This is a genomic window from Brevibacterium luteolum, from assembly GCF_013004595.1.
Taxonomy (GTDB): Bacteria; Actinomycetota; Actinomycetes; order Actinomycetales; family Brevibacteriaceae; genus Brevibacterium; species Brevibacterium luteolum.
Genome location: NZ_JABEMC010000007.1, coordinates 57794 through 74622 on the forward strand (window position 1 = coordinate 57794; position 16829 = coordinate 74622).

14 protein-coding genes are annotated in these 16829 nt (G+C 66.9%); 5 read left to right on the top strand and 9 right to left on the bottom strand.

The features are described from left to right. Nucleotides 1-17 precede the first annotated feature (17 nt). The 4 genes from HLA91_RS10875 to HLA91_RS10890 all read right to left on the bottom strand — a co-directional run bounded on the left by HLA91_RS10875 (nucleotide 18) and on the right by HLA91_RS10890 (nucleotide 4220). A complete protein-coding gene (locus tag HLA91_RS10875) occupies nucleotides 18-800 on the bottom strand; it encodes an NYN domain-containing protein (RefSeq protein ID WP_170274683.1) in 783 nt (260 codons plus the stop codon). Between the two features lie 141 nt (nucleotides 801-941). Further along, complete coding sequence (locus HLA91_RS10880; protein WP_170274684.1) at nucleotides 942-2465, bottom strand: L-lactate MFS transporter; 1524 nt, start codon at nucleotides 2463-2465, stop codon at nucleotides 942-944. A 197-nt stretch (nucleotides 2466-2662) separates the two neighbouring features. After that, complete coding sequence (locus HLA91_RS10885) at nucleotides 2663-3478, bottom strand: glutamate racemase (RefSeq protein WP_102162292.1); 816 nt, start codon at nucleotides 3476-3478, stop codon at nucleotides 2663-2665. Between the two features lies 1 nt (nucleotide 3479). After that, nucleotides 3480-4220 carry an HAD domain-containing protein gene (locus tag HLA91_RS10890; protein ID WP_338076790.1) on the bottom strand — a complete coding sequence of 247 codons (741 nt, stop codon included), beginning with the start codon at nucleotides 4218-4220 and terminating at the stop codon, nucleotides 3480-3482. Nucleotides 4221-4308: 88 nt separating this feature from the next. On the opposite strand from HLA91_RS10890, the gene HLA91_RS10895 reads away from it, so the two are divergent. Then, a complete protein-coding gene (locus HLA91_RS10895; protein WP_170274685.1) occupies nucleotides 4309-5748 on the top strand; it encodes an amidase in 1440 nt (479 codons plus the stop codon). Nucleotides 5749-5821: 73 nt separating this feature from the next. On the opposite strand, the gene HLA91_RS10900 is transcribed toward HLA91_RS10895, so the two are convergent. Both HLA91_RS10900 and HLA91_RS10905 read right to left on the bottom strand, forming a co-directional pair. After that, nucleotides 5822-6190, bottom strand: coding sequence for a hypothetical protein (locus tag HLA91_RS10900; protein WP_170274686.1), 369 nt, complete (start codon nucleotides 6188-6190; stop codon nucleotides 5822-5824). A gap of 73 nt (nucleotides 6191-6263) precedes the next feature. Next, nucleotides 6264-7736: an APC family permease gene (locus HLA91_RS10905; RefSeq protein WP_170274687.1), complete on the bottom strand. Its 1473-nt coding sequence runs from the start codon at nucleotides 7734-7736 to the stop codon at nucleotides 6264-6266. Nucleotides 7737-7886: 150 nt separating this feature from the next. On the opposite strand from HLA91_RS10905, the gene HLA91_RS10910 reads away from it, so the two are divergent. Together HLA91_RS10910 and HLA91_RS10915 are read left to right on the top strand one after the other, a co-directional pair. After that, nucleotides 7887-9206, top strand: a complete 1320-nt coding sequence (locus HLA91_RS10910; RefSeq protein WP_338076791.1) for a TrkH family potassium uptake protein — start codon at nucleotides 7887-7889, stop codon at nucleotides 9204-9206. A gap of 23 nt (nucleotides 9207-9229) precedes the next feature. Then, nucleotides 9230-9961 (top strand): potassium channel family protein, encoded by a 732-nt coding sequence (locus HLA91_RS10915; RefSeq protein ID WP_170274688.1) that lies wholly within the window; start codon nucleotides 9230-9232, stop codon nucleotides 9959-9961. Nucleotides 9962-10033: 72 nt separating this feature from the next. Here the strand turns inward: HLA91_RS10915 and HLA91_RS10920 are convergent, their stop codons facing one another. Beyond that, the gene (locus HLA91_RS10920) at nucleotides 10034-10813 is read right to left on the bottom strand and encodes a DUF4352 domain-containing protein (protein ID WP_170274689.1); all 780 of its coding nucleotides are present in this window, start codon (nucleotides 10811-10813) and stop codon (nucleotides 10034-10036) included. Between the two features lie 316 nt (nucleotides 10814-11129). Here HLA91_RS10920 and HLA91_RS10925 point away from each other — a divergent pair, with 316 nt between their 5' ends. Both HLA91_RS10925 and HLA91_RS10930 read left to right on the top strand, forming a co-directional pair. After that, the gene (locus HLA91_RS10925) at nucleotides 11130-12581 is read left to right on the top strand and encodes a sensor histidine kinase (RefSeq protein ID WP_259854936.1); all 1452 of its coding nucleotides are present in this window, start codon (nucleotides 11130-11132) and stop codon (nucleotides 12579-12581) included. Nucleotides 12582-12654: 73 nt separating this feature from the next. Continuing rightward, nucleotides 12655-13368, top strand: a complete 714-nt coding sequence (locus tag HLA91_RS10930) for a response regulator transcription factor (RefSeq protein WP_165884314.1) — start codon at nucleotides 12655-12657, stop codon at nucleotides 13366-13368. Here the strand turns inward: HLA91_RS10930 and HLA91_RS10935 are convergent. Together HLA91_RS10935 and HLA91_RS10940 are read right to left on the bottom strand one after the other, a co-directional pair. After that, the gene (locus HLA91_RS10935) at nucleotides 13295-14710 is read right to left on the bottom strand and encodes a site-specific DNA-methyltransferase (RefSeq protein WP_239557111.1); all 1416 of its coding nucleotides are present in this window, start codon (nucleotides 14708-14710) and stop codon (nucleotides 13295-13297) included. The genes HLA91_RS10930 and HLA91_RS10935 overlap by 74 nt on opposite strands. Nucleotides 14711-14910: 200 nt before the next feature. After that, nucleotides 14911-16545, bottom strand: a complete 1635-nt coding sequence (locus HLA91_RS10940) for an HNH endonuclease signature motif containing protein (protein ID WP_170274691.1) — start codon at nucleotides 16543-16545, stop codon at nucleotides 14911-14913. Nucleotides 16546-16829: the final 284 nt, after the last annotated feature.

The window sequence follows — 16829 nt, forward strand, 5'->3', positions numbered from 1 at the left end:
TTCAGGGCTCCCGGGGTCTAACGTGGCACGTCCTCGTTGGGCTGCTCTTCCGGAGCCTCATTGTGCATGCTATCTGAGTGAAGGGGATCGTCGAGATTCCGAGGTGGCCGGGTCACGCATGATTGGACACCATCGACGTGCTCGTAGAGGCTTTCGGATACTTGCGCCCACATGGGGTCGAGGACGAAATCGATACCTTCGCGACGAGCGTGCTTTGCTGCAGGAACGAAATCGCTGTCTCCGGAGATCATGATGATCTGATTGACATCTCGTCTTTGAGCCAACGAAGCGATGTCCAAACCGATGCGCATGTCGACACCCTTTTGTGTGATATCCAAGCCGAAGTCAGTCTCGGCGAGTTCGGAGACGGTAATCTTTTCACTGCACAGGCGTTTTAGGGCTTCGTGCTTCAAATGGTAGCCGTGTTGGGTTTCGAGCTCCTCACCGCGGCGAAGAGCTACTTTGCGCTTTCGGACGATTGCGGCGAGGAAGTCGGTCATCCATTCGTATTTGGGAGTCTTGCGCAGATTTACGTTGGTGCGCGTTAAGGGGTGAAAGAGCACTTTGTCCGACGGCGGGCAGTCGTAGTAGAAAATGCGGTATAGGTGGCTTTGGGATCGTAGTACATGACGAAAGCAGTAAGTGACGAGCTCTTGAGCACGTTGATCCGGTTCCTTGTCGCCAAACAACCGACGTGCGCGCCGCCGGTAGAAACCACCGTCAACGAGGATCGCTGTGACAATCTCTCGAACGGGAGCTGAAGCAGGCGGCGCGGCCTTTTTCTCTTCGTTGACGCTCATGTACAACCACCTGGTGGAGAATAGTAAAAGCTTCTGTCATCGACAACGCTCCCTATCAGCGGAGGGTCAACGGCAGAAGCTGTTGACGCTAATGTAGCAGTTGCAACCCGGGATGACAATGTTCAAACCCAACCTCGTGGATCAGAACAGCGCGGCGGCCTTGATGACCGTCTGCACGAGTCCGTAGAGCAGGCCGGCGCACACGACACCGGCGAGAACCACGGCGATGGTGGCGTGGAAGCCGCCGTTCTGCGCGTTCTCATCGCGCCTGTGCGCACGCGTCTCTTCAGCTGCCACGGCGCCCGGACCCGGTCGGCCCTGCGCAGCGGCGACGACCTCCTCGGACTCATGGTGCTTGGCATCAACCGGGCGGACGAGCGCGTTGGCGATGAAGCCGATGGCCAGCACGCCGACCATGATGTACAGCGAGAGGCTGTAGAGGTCCTGGCCGGATTTGCCAGCCGCGGCCTGCGACTCGACGACGAGGTTGACGATGAGCGGGCCGGCCACGCCGGCAGCCGCCCAGGCGGTCAGCAGGCGGCCGTGGATCGCACCGACCTGGTACACGCCGAACAGGTCGCGCAGGTAGGCCGGGATGGTGGCGAAGCCGCCGCCGTAGAACGACAGGATGATGAGGGTGGCGATGAGGAACAGGAACAGCGATCCGCCGCCGACGACGGCCACCGCGAGGTACAGCAGCAGCCCGAGGCCGAGGTAGACGATGTAGATGTTCTTGCGCCCGATGTAGTCCGACAGGCTCGACCACACGAAGCGGCCGGCCATGTTCGTCAGCGAGAGCATGCCGACGAATCCGGCGGCTGCGGCCGCGGTGATCTGCGGGAAGTAGTCCTGGATCATCGGCGCGGCGTTCTCCAGGATGCCGATGCCGGCGGTGACGTTGGTGAACAGCACGATCCACAGCATCCAGAACTGCGGGGTCTTGATCGCCGAGTTCGCCGAGACGTTCTTCGTCGTCTGCAGCGGCTTCTCCTTCACCGTCGTCGGGTCCCAGCCGGCCGGCTTCCAGTCCGGGTGCGGCACGCGGATGCAGTAGGCGCCGCCGGTGATGACGAGCGCGTAGACGATCGCCAGGGTGATGAACGTGGGGATGATGCCGTTGACGAGCTGCTCGGGATCGGGCCCGCCGCCGAAGTGAGTCATGAGTGCGTTCGAGGCCGGACTGGCGATGAGCGCACCGCCGCCGAAGCCCATGATCGCCAGGCCGGTCGCCAGGCCCGGACGGTCGGGGAACCATTTGATGAGCGTCGAGACCGGGGAGATGTAGCCGATGCCCAGGCCGATGCCGCCGATGAATCCGTAGCCGAGGTAGACGAGCCACAGCTGTCCGGTCGAGATCCCGAAGGTCGCGACGATGAAGCCGCTGACCCAGCACAGTCCGGCCAGCGCCATCGACTTGCGCGGCCCGGCCTTCTCCACCCAGGTGCCGCCGAAGGCGGCGGAGAGCCCGAGCATGAGGATCGCGAGCGAGAAGATCCAGCCGACGGCCACCTCGCGCACGGCGAAGTGGTCCATGAGCGGAGCTTTGAAGACGGAGAAGGCGTACACCTGGCCGATGCACAGGTGGATGGCCAGGGCCGCGGCGGGAATGAGCCACCGATTGAACTTGGGAGAAGCGACGATGGCTTCGCGGTCGAGAACACCCACTGAGGAGACCTTTCAGAAGTGGTGGGGCACGCAATCGCCGCTCGAGAACCACTGCGGTGTGGGAATGTCGCCGGCGCATGCGCTGGGGTAGTGTTTCGACGTTATCCAGCTTCTCGGACGCCGGTCAACAGCGTTCGGTTTCAATCCGGTGACGGTTCTCACCTGCGCCGCCGGCCCGACTGACCGCGCGCAACGGCTCAGTTCTCGATGGCGCGCAGCCGCACTCCCGCCGGGTAGGCGTCCAAGGCGTCGGGCAGCCCGGCGCGCCGGCCGGACATGTAGGTTGCCAGCACCCGCCCGGTTTCGGTGGCTTCCGGCGCCGAGGCGTCGGTCACCGGGGCGAGCCCGAGGCGATTGAGGGTCTGGCGGGCGACGGCGTGGGGGGAGTCGAACAGGGCGCTGGTGCCCGGCCGCTGCTGCAGGATCCGGTCGGCGACGAGCCCGAAGTGCGTGCAGCCGAGCACGATCCCCGAGGCGGCCGGGGGAGTGGCGGCCACGGCGGCGGCGATCGCTTCGTCGATGCGGGCCTCATCGGCGGCATCGATGGCGTCGGCTAAGCCGTAGCAGGGCACCTGGTGGACGGTGGCATCGGAGGCGAATTCGGCGATGAGCCCCTCCTGATAAGCCGAGCGGGTCGTCGCTCGTGTCGCCCAGACGGCGAAGTCCTCCCCGGTGGCAGCGGCGGATTTGATCGCCGGCACAGTGCCGATGATCGGGGTGCCGGGCTCGTAGACTTCGCGCAACCGCTCCAGGGCGTGGACGGAGGCGGTGTTGCAGGCGACGACGATCGCATCGGGCTGCCAGGGGCTGAGCGCATTGGCCGACTGCAGTGCCCGCTCAGCCACCACCTCGGGGTCGAGTGACCCGTAGGGCATCCAGTCCGGGTCCATTGCGAGCACAAGGTCGGCGGCCGGGCACTGGTGGTGAAGTGCGTCGGCGTAGCTGACGAGCCCGAGCCCGGAATCGATGATCCCGATGACCGGGCGGGCGCGCGTTCCGGGACTGGGTGTCATGTCAGGCCTTTCCATGGTAGGTCGTGCCGATGCCGGCGGGGAAGTCGTTGGTGACCGCGGCGTTGTCGCCGGCGAGGCTGTCGGTGCTCGTCAGGCCGGGTGCCGGCACCTGGACGGCCGCAAGCTCGCCGGTCGGCTCTGTGGTCAGGAGTGTGCGGCGTGCTGGAGCCGGCACCGCGCGGCGGTAGGTGAAGTTGCGGATGAGGGAGAAGTGGTCTTCGCTCAGCCCCTGGGAGAACTCGGGGGCGATCATGAGCAGCCGTGAACCGTACTTCTGCTCGAAGTGCGCTCGGGTCTCAGGGGCGGTGAGATCGTCGTCGATCCAGATCGCGCGGCCCTCCTCGTGCGCGGCGAACCACTCCTCGACGGCGCGGGCTTTCCACCATTCGTGCGGGTCGTTGGCGAACCGGTTGTAGGTGTCATCGGGCATCGGGATGACCTCGAAGCTGGAGCGGAATCCGAGCTTCGGCTCGATCTCGGTGCGGCAGCGCTGCGACCACGTCGACAGCCACACGATGTCGACGAGCCGGCGGCGGGTGAGCCGGTCGAGGAAGCGCACGACCCGCGGCCGGAAGTGCAGTTCGTAATGCCAGGCGCGGACCTTCCGGCGGCGTTCGCGCAGGAACCGCAGTCCAGTGACGGGGTAGGAATTCAGCACTCCGTCGACGTCGAGGAACAGGGTGACATGACGGGCGGCACGGCGCGCTGAAGCGCCGGTGTCTCGCAGGTCTTCGGACGTCACGCCATCTCCCTCCTCACCTATAGCCTAGTTCGGGCCCGGCTGCGAGCGAAGCCCCTGGGTCAGAGGCCGGCTGTGCCATCATTCGGGTATGACGATTCACGATGCTTCCCTGCACACACTCACCATCGCCGAGGCGGTGGCCGCCTTCCGCACCCAAGATCTCACCCCCACGGCGTACCTGGAGGCATGCATCCGGCGCATCGAGGCCCTCGATGACAGCTTCAACGCCGTCATGGACATCATGGCCGAACCTGCCCGCGAGGCCGCAGCCACCGCAACTGAGGCCTACCGTGCTGGCGGGCGCGACCTGCCGCCGCTGCTGGGGATCCCGCTGCTCGTCAAGGAGCAGCACGACGTCGCCGGCTGCTCGGCGACCCGCGGGTCGCAGGCGCTCGCCGGTCGCATCGCGGCTGCCGACCATCCGATCGTCGCCCGGTTGCGGGCTGCTGGAGCGATTCCGTTCGCCCGCACGACCACGCCCGAGATGTCGTGTGCGACCTTCACGCAGACCCGTGAGTGGGGCATCACCCGCAACCCCTTCAATCCCGAGCGCACCCCCGGCGGATCCTCCGGCGGCTCCGGTGCAGCGGTCGCGCTCGGCTACGCGCCGCTGGCCACCGCCAGCGATATCGCCGGCTCGACCCGCATTCCGGCGGCGTTTTGCGGGCTGCCCGGGTTCAAGACCCCTTTCGGCCGCACCCCGGCGACCCCGCCGCTCAACCAGGACTGGTACCGCGGTGATCACATCCTCGCCCGCACCGTCGCCGACACCGCCCTGGCCACCGGCATCATCTGCGGTCTCGACCCCACCGACCACGGCACTGTGCCGACGCCGCAGCCCTACCCCGGCGCTGAGCTCACCGGCGACCTCGTCTCAGGCGAGCTCACCGGTCTGCGGATCGGCATCAGCCCGGACCTCGGCTGCTACGACGTCGACCCGGATGTCGCCGCCGGCCTGCAGCGTGCCGCTGATGCGCTGGCTGCCGCGGGTGCGCAGGTCGCCGACATCGACCTCAACCTCAGCCTCGCCGACATCACCGATGCGTCGATGGCCCACTACGGGCACTTCCTGGCCGGCAACATCCGCCGCATGAGCGACGGACGCACCGAACTGCTCGAACCGTACACGCAGCGCTTCCTCGAACTCACCCAGCGCTGGGCCAGCCGGTTCTCTGTCGTCGACTCCCTCGTGATCGAGAACCGCATCCAGACCCAGATCGCTGCCGTGCTCTCCGACGTCGACGCGTTCCTGACTCCCACCTCGGCGGTGGCGAGTCTGCCTGTCGACGACTTCTTTATGGACGGCCTCGATGGATGCGAGTTCTACTGGCAACGGCACATGACGGTACCGTTCAACATCGCCAACCGGCTGCCGGTCATGGCGATGCCGACCGGGGTCGCCGCCGACGGCGTGCCGACGAGTGCGCAGGTCGTCGGCCGCGCCTATGACGATGCCACCGTCTTTCGGATCGCCGCCGCACTCGAAGCCCGGTTGCCGGCCCTCACTCCTGAGGCGTCACCGCGGTGATGTCGGTGACGACCCTGTCGTCGCCGTCCTCTGCGCAGATCGACCTGCCACACCTGCCCGCTGCTGTTGACAGTCAGCAGGGCTGGGCTGACTGCCCGATCGTCGAGATCCGCTCACTCGGCAGCTCCTCCGCTGCGACCCCGGAGCCGTCGGGTGTGAAGGCGAGGTAGCTGTCGCGCGGGATATCGCGGTCGATCGAGTTCTCGGACACGACGACGCTGAGGGTCCCGTCGCAGTTCGACAGGCTGGTGAACTCTCCGCACAGCACGTGCCGCTTGAGCTCACCAGGAGCGTTCGTCGCCATCGCCACCGACTCCGGTTCGGGGTGGTCGTAGGTGACGAGCTCGTCTGAGAGCACAGAGTCGTGCCCGGCATCGGAGTGGAAGATGTGCCCGTCGGCAGAGGCGACCGTGCCGGTCTTGATGCCACCGGTCCGGTGCACCGAACAGGTGCCGTCGGCATGGACGAGGTGGAGCGTCCCGGCTTGGCCGCCCGGCCACCGCCTCGGGCCCGGTTCACCAGGCGGGACCGTCGGTGCCGCGGCGGGCCCGGATCTTCTCCAGCAGCTGGTCCTCAGCATCGGGGCCTGCGTGGATGCCGCCGGGGACGCGGAGCATCAGCGCGACGCCCACGAGCATCCAGACGCCGAACATGAGGTAGGACTGCCAGTCGAGGGTGACCGAAAGCGGGGTGAGCTCCGGGATGTACATGACGAACAGCACCGCGGTGAGCACAACAGCGATGACGCCGATGACTATGCCGCCGTTGCCGGCGCCGCCGATGCGCATCGGGCGTTCCATGTCAGGTTCGCGGCGGCGCAGGATGAGGAAGGTGATCGAGACCATGCAGTAGGTCAGCACGATCATCGGCGAGCCGGCGTCGACGGCCCAGCCGAGCATCGCGGTGCCGAGGAACGGGGCGGCAGCGGAGAGCACGCCGATGAACAGCAGTGCGTTGACCGGGGTGCCGTACTTCGGGTGGAGGACGGCGAACCACTGCGGGATCATGCCCGAACGTGCCATCGCCCACATGAGGCGGGAGGAGCCGATGAGGAATGCGATCCACGAGGTGATGATGCCGGCCAGACCGCCGGCGATGACGATCTTGCCCATGAGGTCCGAGCCGAACATCGCCGCGACCGCATCGGCGGTGGCGAGATCGAGGCCGACGAGCTGATCGGCCGGCAGGGCGAGTGAGGTCGTGAAGATGACGACGAGGTAGAAGACGACGGCCATGACGACGGAGAAGACGACGAGGCGGGCGATCCTGCGCGGCGGGATGCGGATCTCCTCAGCCGACTGCGGGATGACGTCGAAGCCGACGAACAGGAACGGCACTACGGCCAGCACGAGCATGAACCCGCCGACTCCGCCGTGGAAGAGCGGCTGGGTATTGGCGGTGTCGCCGCCGACGAATGCGCCGGCGATGAGCACGAGGGCCACGAGCAGCAGGAAGGACACGACGAAGGTCTGCACCAGCGAGGTCATCTTGATGCCGCGGATGTTGAGCCAGGTGAGCAGCACCGCTGTGATCGAGCCGATGAGCGCCCAGGTCAGGTGGACGTCGAAGCCGGCGACCGTCCACAGGTGGATGTGCTCGATGTTGGGCACCAGGTAGGTCATGGTGCGCGGCACGGCGACGGCCTCGAACATGACGACGCCGATGTATCCGCCGGTGATGCCCCAGGAGCCGAGCATCGCCAGGCGCGGGCCCATGCCGCGCATGAGGTAGTTGTGCTCACCGCCGGCATGCGGCATCGCGGCGACGAGCTCAGAGTAGACAACGCCGACGAAGCCCATGATGACACCGCCGGCGGCGAAGGCGAGCAGCGCGCCGAGCGTTCCGGCGTCATCGAGCCAGCCGCCGGTCAGCACGATCCAGCCGAAGCCGATCATCGCGCCGAAGCCGATGAAGAGGACGTCGATCGTGCCCAGTGCCTTGACGAACCCGTGGCCCCGATCCTCGGATGCAGAGTGTTCGTGAGTCATGAATCCAACTTCCTTGTCGCTCTCATCGGCCGAGGCTTGCCGTGGCCGAGAAAAATCACCGTGCTGCTGAGCACAGCGGCCAGTCTGTGACTAGGATTACGCTGTGCTGAGAGAAACGATAGCCCATCGCCTATCCCGGTCTGGACAGTAGTGTCCCCTCCGGCTCGGATCATCGTCGGCTTCGCCGTGGTCATCACCATCGGCTCGGCCCTGCTCATGCTGCCTGCAGCCACCACGGCCCCGGGCGGCATCGGCGTCATCGACGCGCTGTTCACCACCACCTCGGCGTTCTCCGTCACCGGGCTCGTCGTCCTCGACACGGGTCAGGACTTCACGCTCTTCGGCCAGCTCGTCATCCTCGCGCTCATCCAGATCGGCGGGCTCGGCGTCATGGTCTTCACGATGCTGCTGGCGATGCTCGTCGCCCGCCGCACCGGCCTGCAGCTGCGTCAGACGGTCGCTGCCGAGACGAAGACCGAGGACTTCGGCGGGCTGCGGCCGATGGTGCTGCGGATCCTCGCGTTCTCGGCCGTGACCGAGGCGGTGGTCGCCTGCCTGCTCAGCGTCCGGTTCGCCACCCGGTATGCCGACACACCCGGTGAGGGGATCTACCACGGCATCTTCCATGCGATCTCGGCGTTCAACAACGCCGGGTTCGCGCTGCGGGCCGACTCGATCATGCCCTATGCCGGGGACCCCTTCATCAGCCTGCCGATCTGCTTGGCCGTCATCATCGGCGGGATGGGCTTCCCGGTGCTCACCGAACTCGCCTACCGCTACCGGTTCCCGATGCGCTGGTCGATGACAACCCGCATCGTCGTGTGCCTCACCCCGATCATGCTCGTCGCAGGCACCCTCTTCCTGCTCGCCCAGGAATGGTCGAACGAGGCGACAATGGGTCACCTCAACGGCTGGCAGAAGCTGCTGGCGGCGTTCTTCCAATCGACGATCGCGCGGACCGCCGGCTTCAACTCGATCGACATCGCCGAGATGCACCCGGTGTCGTGGTTCGGCCTCGACATCCTCATGTTCATCGGCGGCGGCCCGGCCGGCACCGCCGGCGGTGTCAAGCTCACCACCGTCGCGGTGCTTGCGGCGATGACGTGGGCGGAGATCTCCGGCCGGCGCACCGTCGTCCTCTTCGGCCGACGGGTCTCCCGCTTCGTCCATCGTCAGGCGACGACGGTCATCGTGCTGGCGCTGACCCTCATCGTCTCGGCGACGATGGCGATCATGCTCATCGACCCGCACCTCGGGTTCGATCAGGTGCTCTTCGAAGTCGTCTCCGCGTTTGCGACTGTCGGTCTGTCGACGGGGATCACCGGCGACCTGCCGCCGGCTGCGCAGTGCATCATCATCTTGGTCATGGCCACCGGCCGCATCGGCCCGGTCATGCTCGCCTCGGCGCTGGCGCTGCGCCGCCACCGCGAACAGCACGAACTGCCCAAGGAACGCCCGCTCATCGGCTGAGCGGCGCTGAGAGGAAACCTGTCATGACCGACCCGCACGCACCCTGGCACTCCCGCGCCCGCACCTTCTTCACCGGCGACCCGACGCCGATGGCCGAGCACGGCGCGGTCGTCGTCATCGGGCTCGGCCGCTTCGGCGCCTCGCTGGCCCGTGAGCTCACCTCGCTCGGCGTCGACGTTGTCGGCATCGACTGCGATGAGGCCATCGTCGAGAGCCTGCGTGATGAGCTTCCCTTCGTCACCCGCGCCGACGCGACCCAGGATGCAGCGCTCACCCAACTCGGAGTGCCCGAAGCCAGTAGGGTCATCATCGCGATCGGCTCAGACCTGGAGGCGAGCATCCTGGCGGCCTCCCGCATCCTGCGCAGCGGCAACGACCGGGTGTGGGCCAAGGCGATCTCCGAACCGCACGCTGAGATCCTCGCGCAGCTGGGCGTCAAGCAGATCGTCAACCCAGAAGACGATATGGGCCGCCGGCTGGCGCATCTCATCCGCGGGCACATGTCCGATTTCCTGCGCATCGACAGCGATTACGCCATCGTGCGCACGACCCCGCCGGTGCGGGTGCTCGGCCAGCCGCTGAGCGCGCTCGGGCTGCGCGGGACGCATGGGGTCACCGTCATCGCCGTCAAGCATCCCGGTGCCGGGTGGGCGAACACGGACGGTGGGACGGTGCTGGAGGCTGATGATGAGATCATCATCGCTGGTGCCCCCGATGCCGTCGAGCGCTTCAGCGCCCTGGACAAACACGTCTGAGCCTGCGGTGCAGCTGAGCCCGCCGCGACCTCGGCGGCGGGCTCAGCGCAGGTGGACTCGGCGAACGAGTGCTCAGGACAGCGCGACCTCGACGGGGGTGGAGAAGAAGCCGCCTTCGAAGATCAGCCGATCGGGCGTCACATCGGCGGGGACGTCGAAGACGATCGTGCCCGAGGCGGTGTTGCCCGGGTTGATCTCCTCTAGCAGCAGCGAATCCTCCCCGGCGTAGATCCCGGCCTCGGAATCCGAGGAGTAGGTGTTGCCGGCGTCGTCTGCGAGCTTGATGCTGTCCTCGAAGAAGTACTCCGGTGAGCTGGAGGTGTTCTTCACCGACATCTTCACGGTGACGAACTGTCCCTGCGCCTGCGCGTTGAGGAACTCGTCACCGACTGTCGAGATGCCGTCCTCGACGCTGCTGACGGTGATCTCCCAGCCGTCGGCTTCAACGGTGTCGCCGATGCCGTACGTCGCTGCCGCCGGCTCCTCGTCGGCAGCGTCGGCCTCACCGGCTCCGGATTCCTCGGCCGAGGTGTCGGCTTCCTCCGCAGCGCCCTGCTCGTCGGCTGGTCCGGAGGTGTCATCGCCGCCGGCGATCGAGCTGATGATCGCGATGAGGACGATGCCGATGATGAGCCAGAACCACCAGCGCTTGAACAGCGGCTTCTTCTGCTTCACCGGCGGCTGCGCGCCCCACTGCTGCTGGGTGCCCACGGGCGCGGTCTGCCCATCGACCTGCCCGTACGGGCCCTGCTGACCATACGGTCCGGTCTGCGCGTGCTGAGGGTGCTGTGGGCCCGGCTGGCCCGGCTGGGAATCCGGCTGCGGCTGTGCGGGGTCGTAGGGGTTGGACATGACGCTCCTTGATCGAGTCGAGCCCGGTGCCGCCGAGTGGCCGCGCTGCGGGCGCTGGTGGCAGCTGGAGTCCAGCTGCCGGGGTGATGATTCTGACCTCTCCAGCCTCATCGAGCGCCGGGTGCTGCGCGTCCGCCGATCGGCTCGACTGCGCGAGCTCATCGGTGGACACAGCATGAGCCGGTTGGCCGACTGGCAGGTCTGTGCCGGCGGATACGATGCAGTTGTGTCAGGTCATCCATCCCAGCCGCCAAGCCGCAGGCCAGCAGCCCCGCGGTATGCGCCTCCAGCTCACGGTCCGGAGGCGCCTGCCGGCGTGCCAGGATCACCTGCGCAGGGCAGCGGTGGGCACGCGGGCAGCGCACCGCACCCAGCCACCGCCTCGGGCCCGGCTGCCGCGCCAGCACCTCCAGCCCGGACGGCGGACCGGCAGCTGCCGGGCAGCCGGTTTCCGCGCTGGCTGCGCATCGCCACGAGCATCGTCGTCGGCATCGTCACCTACCTCATCGGCCTCATCATCTCGATGATGGCGCTCATCGCTGCGCCCTGGGCCTTCGATGACGGGCAGCTCGGCAACCTCGGCGTGATGACCGTGCTCGTCCTCGTGCCGCTGTGGGCAACCGTCTTCGTCCGGCATCGGTGGCCGTGGGCGCCGTTCATCGTCGGTGCGATGCTCGCCGCCGGCTGGGGCGACTGCCTGCTCATGCTCATCGGCATGTTCCACCTGCTCATCCGCAGCCCCCGTCGGCAGGCTCTCATCGCCGCCATCGCAGGCGGTCTGCTCACGACGGTCTCCACGCTCCGGCTGTGCCTGAACCGCACTGAGCTCAACCCGTACTCCATCCTGTTCATCGACCCCGGCATCCAGCCCACCGGGCTCGCCACCGCCGCGCCGCCCCCGGAGTCCGCCACTGCCGTCAACGGGCTGACGATCGCCGTTGCGGCGGTGGCGTTCGGGCTCAGCCTGGGATTCGGTCTGCTGCTGCGCCGCACCCGCCGGATGCAGGCCGTCGAGGCCTTCGCCTCCCATGAAGTCGAGCTCAACGCGGCACTGACAGCCGAACTCGCCCGGCAGTCCGAACGCGAGCTGCTCGCTCGCGAACTCCACGACACGCTCTCCCACCGGCTGTCGATCATCTCGCTGCACAGCGGCGCATTGGAAGTCGGCTCAGACTCCGCAGCCGATGTCACCTCCACCGCCTCAGCGCTGCGCCGGGAGGCGCACGCCTCGCTTGAGGAGCTGCGCCACCTCGTCGGCGGGGTGCGGGCTGGGACGCTTGCCGGCGTGCAGGCCCGGCGCCACGCCTCGACCCCGCCCAACCTCGCCTCGATGCGGTCCCTGCCTCAGCTCATCGCCTCCGTGCAGGCGACCGGCACCGTCATCCGGCAGACGATCATCATCGAAGACCTCGACAGCGCCCCGACTCCCGTCGACCGCGCCGCCTATCGGATCGTGCAGGAGGCGCTGACCAACGCGATGAAGCACGCGCCCGGTGCGCCGGTCGAGCTGAGTGTGACCGCCTCGGCGGCTGCCGGGGTGCGGATCCGGGTGTCGAATCCGGTTCCCGCGGCCGAGGCGGCAGGCACCTCGGATCTCTCGTACACCGGTTCAGGTGCGGGGCTGGAGACGATCCGCGAGCGTGCGGCCGCGTTCGGCGGGCACGCCCAGCTCGGGGTGCACGGCGGCGAGTTCGTCGTCGATGTCGTCTTCCCGCCGTTCAACCGGCCGGCACCTCCGCTCGCCCCGGCCGACCCTTCGGGCCCCTGACCTGTCTCCACCCAGTCCTCGCACCTCCCGTGCTGCTCCGGAGTGGGCCGGGTCCTCCGGTAATGTTGCAGTCATGACCGACACCGATGCCCCGATCCGTGTCGTCGTTGTCGACGACGATCCGATGGTCGTCACCGGCATCAAAGGCATCCTGGCCGCCGCTGCCGGCATCGATGTCGTCGGCTCGGCGCTCAGCGGCGAAGAGTCTCTCGAACAGGTCGCCCTGCACTTTCCCGATGTGGTGCTCATGGACATCCGGATGCCGGGCATCGGCGGCATCGAGGCGATCGAGCGCCTCGTCAACGGAGTCCGCCCGCCCACTGTTGTGGCACTGACGAGCTTCGACAGCGACGACTACCTCTTCCGCGCGCTCGCGGCAGGGGCCGCCGGCTATCTGCTCAAGGACATCGGCCCGGTCGACCTCGCCGAGGCGATCCGCACCGTCCATCGGGGCGAGCCGATCCTCTCACCGCATTCGCTGCGGCAGGTGCTCAACACCGTCGTGGCGAACCGCGATCAGCAGCTGCAGCGCGACGCCGTCGAGCTGCTGGCCGAACTGACGGACCGGGAGCTGGAGATCGCCGCGCGGGTGGCCGAAGGGCTGTCGAATCAGGAGATCGCTGAGGCCACCTTCATGAGCCCGGCGACGGTCAAAACCCACCTCAACCGGATCAACGCCAAGCTCGACACGAGCAACCGCGTCCACATCGCCGTCATGGTTGAGCGGGCGCGGATGTCCGGGACTGCCCCGCCGCGGCTGCACCCTGCGCCTCGCCGGCAGCCCTGAGGCTCGCAGCATCCAGGTCGCAGCCGGCCACCGCGTCACCGGCAGCGTCAGCCTCACTCTCAGCGCGGCCCTCAGCCTCGCCAGCCGTCACGGTCACCGCGATGAAGTCTCCGCTGGCCCGCTTCACCCGCTCGGCCATGAATGCGCTGATCGTAGGGAACTGCGCGACCGCCTCGGCATCGGCGTGTGCGCCCACCCTGGCGCCGCCGGCGGCCCGGATGGGCTCGGGCTGCTGGATGAGCACGAATCGGCGCGAGCCGCCGTCACGTCTGTTGAGCTCGATGACGGCCTGCGCGGTCGTGCCGGAGCCGGCGAAGAAGTCGAGCACGATCGCCTCGGGGTCGAACATCGTCTGGGAGGCGATGAGAGCGGTGAGCAGCTCGACGGGTTTGGGGTAGGCGAAGATCCCGCCGAGACCGAGGTCGATGAGGTCCTGCCGGCCGGTCTCGCCTAGTGCGCGGATGATCGAGTACATCTTCGAACTCGCCAGATGCGCCGGCGTCAGCCGCACCACCGCGTGCTTGCCTTCGCCCCATGGCCGCAGCTGGTAGTGCCCGGCAGCGATTCCGGCATCGACCTCGTCCTTCTTCGCCTGTCCGCGTACTGCGACGATGTCCTCATACATCAGCCGTCGCTCGGTTCCGCGCGTGTACTTGCCGAAGCTGACCCTGAGCACATCGTCTTCGACGAGCATGAGCTGTCCGTCGATGCGCTCGTACTTGGCCGGAGGCCGCTTCTCGGTGGTGAAGCCGCTGGCCTGTGCAGCGTCCTTGGCCCAGACGTGGACGTAGTCGTGGCCGCGGACGAAGAACTTCGCGTTCCCACCGCCCTTGGCGCGCTGGTGGACGAGCGTGCCGAGGAAGTTCTCCTCGCCGAAGATCTCATGGCACAGCAGCTGCACGGCTGCCGATTCCCGGTCGTCGATCGAAACGAAGATGACTCCGTCGGCGCGCATGAGGGCACGGGCATGGACGAGCCTGGGATACATCATCGCCAGCCACGCATCCCTGCTGGTGACAGAGGCATCTGCACGCGCGCGATCGGCGTAGCTCAGACTGCTGCCGGTGTTGTACGGCGGGTCGATATAGACGACCTTGACCCGCCCGGCAAGCGTGGGCTGCAGCAGCTTGAGGGCTGGCAGATTGTCGCCTTCGATGAGCAGGTTCGCATCCGCACCCACCCGGGTCTCCACCTCGGGCTCCATGGCCGTTTCCGAGGCCCCAGGCACCTTCCAGCCGGTGAGCCGGGCGCCGGCCTGGGAGTGCACCTCGGCTGCGGCCTGCTCTCGCAGCGGCCACAGCAGCTGCGGGCGGCCGATCGGTGTCAGCTCCACGTCAGTCATCTCGCTCATAATAAGGCGACGTGCATCGCTCGGACTCAAGGCGGGGTGCATCCGGCTATCGGGGTGTGGTCGGGCGCCTGCCATCGCTGGCCGGCGCCCGACCGTTGCCTCATCTCTATGGAGTTACTGAAGAACGTTCTGTCACTGCCCGGTGGGGCAGGCAGACGCTTGGGGCGGGGAAGGATAGGTGGAGCTGTCGGTCACACTCGGTTGAGCAGTTCCGCGTGTGCCTGATTGATGGGGTGGCTGGGCGGTTCGGATGTGGTGGTGACACCTCCGGGCAGCTGCCAGCTGAGCAATCCAGTCAGAGAGTCACGGGTGACAGAGATCTTCCGCTCGGTCTTCATCTGGTGGTGCTGGCGGCAGAGCGGGTGGAGATTCTGCATCGTCGTCAGCCCGCCTTCCCTCGGGCTGCTGTGGTTGAACGGGATGATGTGGTCTAGTTCGGCCTTGACGGCGGAACGGTCGCACCCCGGAAGAGTGCAGAACTGCCACTTCTCGACGAGCGCGGTTCTGAGCGGATCGGGAATCGTGTACTTTTCCGCTGCGTGGTCCAGCACGACTCCAGTCACTGGGTCGGTGAGGAGCCGGTACACGGTTGAGTGGCCGCTTCCTACCAATTGCCGGGCGGCGTCCGGTGCCACAGGGGCGCCGTTGACGGTGCCCGGCACCCCGACTGCGGATCGGTCTCCTGTGCAGCGTTCGGTGCTGGGGTTGCCACTGAGGAGTGTGAGCGCCGGTACGGTGATCGTGACGCGCGCCTGGCGCTTGAGCCAGTCGGATTCCGTCGGGCAGCTGATGCCGACTTCGCGGTAGTGCCTGCTGTAGTTCTCAGCCGTGGCATCGATGTCGATGCCGGCCGGATTCGCTGCCGGCACCGTCAGCCTGTCTGCCGTCGGTGGATCACCCGTGGCACCCGCACGAGCGGAGCCACCCGGGTTAACGGGTGCGCAGTCGTCGGCGGCAACCGTGACGGTTCCGGCCGGCAGGGAGTTGGCCAGGAAGTCGAAGATGAGCTCGCGCAGGGAACGATCGTCAGCGAGTTCGCCGGCATTGACGATGCCGAGACTTGAGGTGTTGCCGGTGATGACTGCCCGGGCGACACCGGTGAGGCGTGCTTCGAGGAGGGCGATGGCAGGCGACGGCCCACGAGCCACCATGGTGGCTTCTCCATGCGGATCGTAATGGAAGCTCACCCCTCGGCGCTGGCGGATGTGCTTGGTCTGGGATTCGCGTGTTGAGAGGCGGGCGACGAGCTGGCTCACCGCACGTTTGAACGCGGCCATGTCAGAGGCGCGGATGCGCACGAGCCCGTCGTCGTACTCCGGCAACACTGACGTGTCGAGGCTGCGCGCTCGCCGGGTGGCATGGGCATACCGCTCAAAGGAGAGCAGCTGCTTGGCGGCCTGCTCGGTCGCCTGGGGCAGGCAGATCATCCCGAGTGCCGCCGACCGGACCCGGTTCCCGATCTCGCTGGGCGTCACATCAAGCAGCTGAGCCGCATGGATGAGACTCGTGGCAGGGATGAGGGACTCGATCCACTCGTATGCTGCGCGTCGCCGGGCGTTGACAGCCTCACGTTCGGCCGGTGCCGTATTGACGGACGGCGCCACAAGTTCGCGCACAGCGGCCAGCTGTTCGGCATGGCTGTCGGGGTTGTCAGCGCTGATGCGGCTGAGGAAGAGCTCGAAGAGGTTCTTCAGCTGCGCGAGGAGGTAGCTGTCGATGCTCCTGTGCGTCAGCTCGATCGTCGTGAGTGCGGCACTGAAATCCGACAGCTCGTCAAAGGCGGGATCATCGCGGTGGGTTCTGCGCGTGAGTGTCGGCACGTCCATCAACTCCATCGTTCGGTTTGTGCGTTCGATAACAACAATCGTACAGAGATGGTGTATCTCTGTCTATATATGTCCATGAATATTTTCTTCTCCCAAAAAACTCATATATTGCGACTTGTGGTCATTAGGTGCTGTGGATAGGGAATTCGCTCCGCGCCCGGAGCGGTGGCGCAAGAGCAGTGCACTCGAGTCGATCTCATCACCGCAGGTGAGCGAATCGCAGGGGAGGGCCGCTGGCTCGCCGTGTGAGGGCGGAGCGCCGTCCCCGAGTCGCCGCAGGCTCG

Coding starts and splice junctions, on each gene's coding strand:
- HLA91_RS10875 (WP_170274683.1), bottom strand. CDS start 800: ATGAGCGTCAACGAAGAGAAAAAGGCCGCGCCGCCTGCTTCAGCTCCC.
- HLA91_RS10885 (WP_102162292.1), bottom strand. CDS start 3,478: ATGACACCCAGTCCCGGAACGCGCGCCCGCCCGGTCATCGGGATCATC.
- HLA91_RS10895 (WP_170274685.1), top strand. CDS start 4,309: ATGACGATTCACGATGCTTCCCTGCACACACTCACCATCGCCGAGGCG.
- HLA91_RS10905 (WP_170274687.1), bottom strand. CDS start 7,736: ATGACTCACGAACACTCTGCATCCGAGGATCGGGGCCACGGGTTCGTC.
- HLA91_RS10915 (WP_170274688.1), top strand. CDS start 9,230: ATGACCGACCCGCACGCACCCTGGCACTCCCGCGCCCGCACCTTCTTC.
- HLA91_RS10920 (WP_170274689.1), bottom strand. CDS start 10,813: ATGTCCAACCCCTACGACCCCGCACAGCCGCAGCCGGATTCCCAGCCG.
- HLA91_RS10930 (WP_165884314.1), top strand. CDS start 12,655: ATGACCGACACCGATGCCCCGATCCGTGTCGTCGTTGTCGACGACGAT.
- HLA91_RS10935 (WP_239557111.1), bottom strand. CDS start 14,710: ATGACTGACGTGGAGCTGACACCGATCGGCCGCCCGCAGCTGCTGTGG.
- HLA91_RS10940 (WP_170274691.1), bottom strand. CDS start 16,545: ATGGACGTGCCGACACTCACGCGCAGAACCCACCGCGATGATCCCGCC.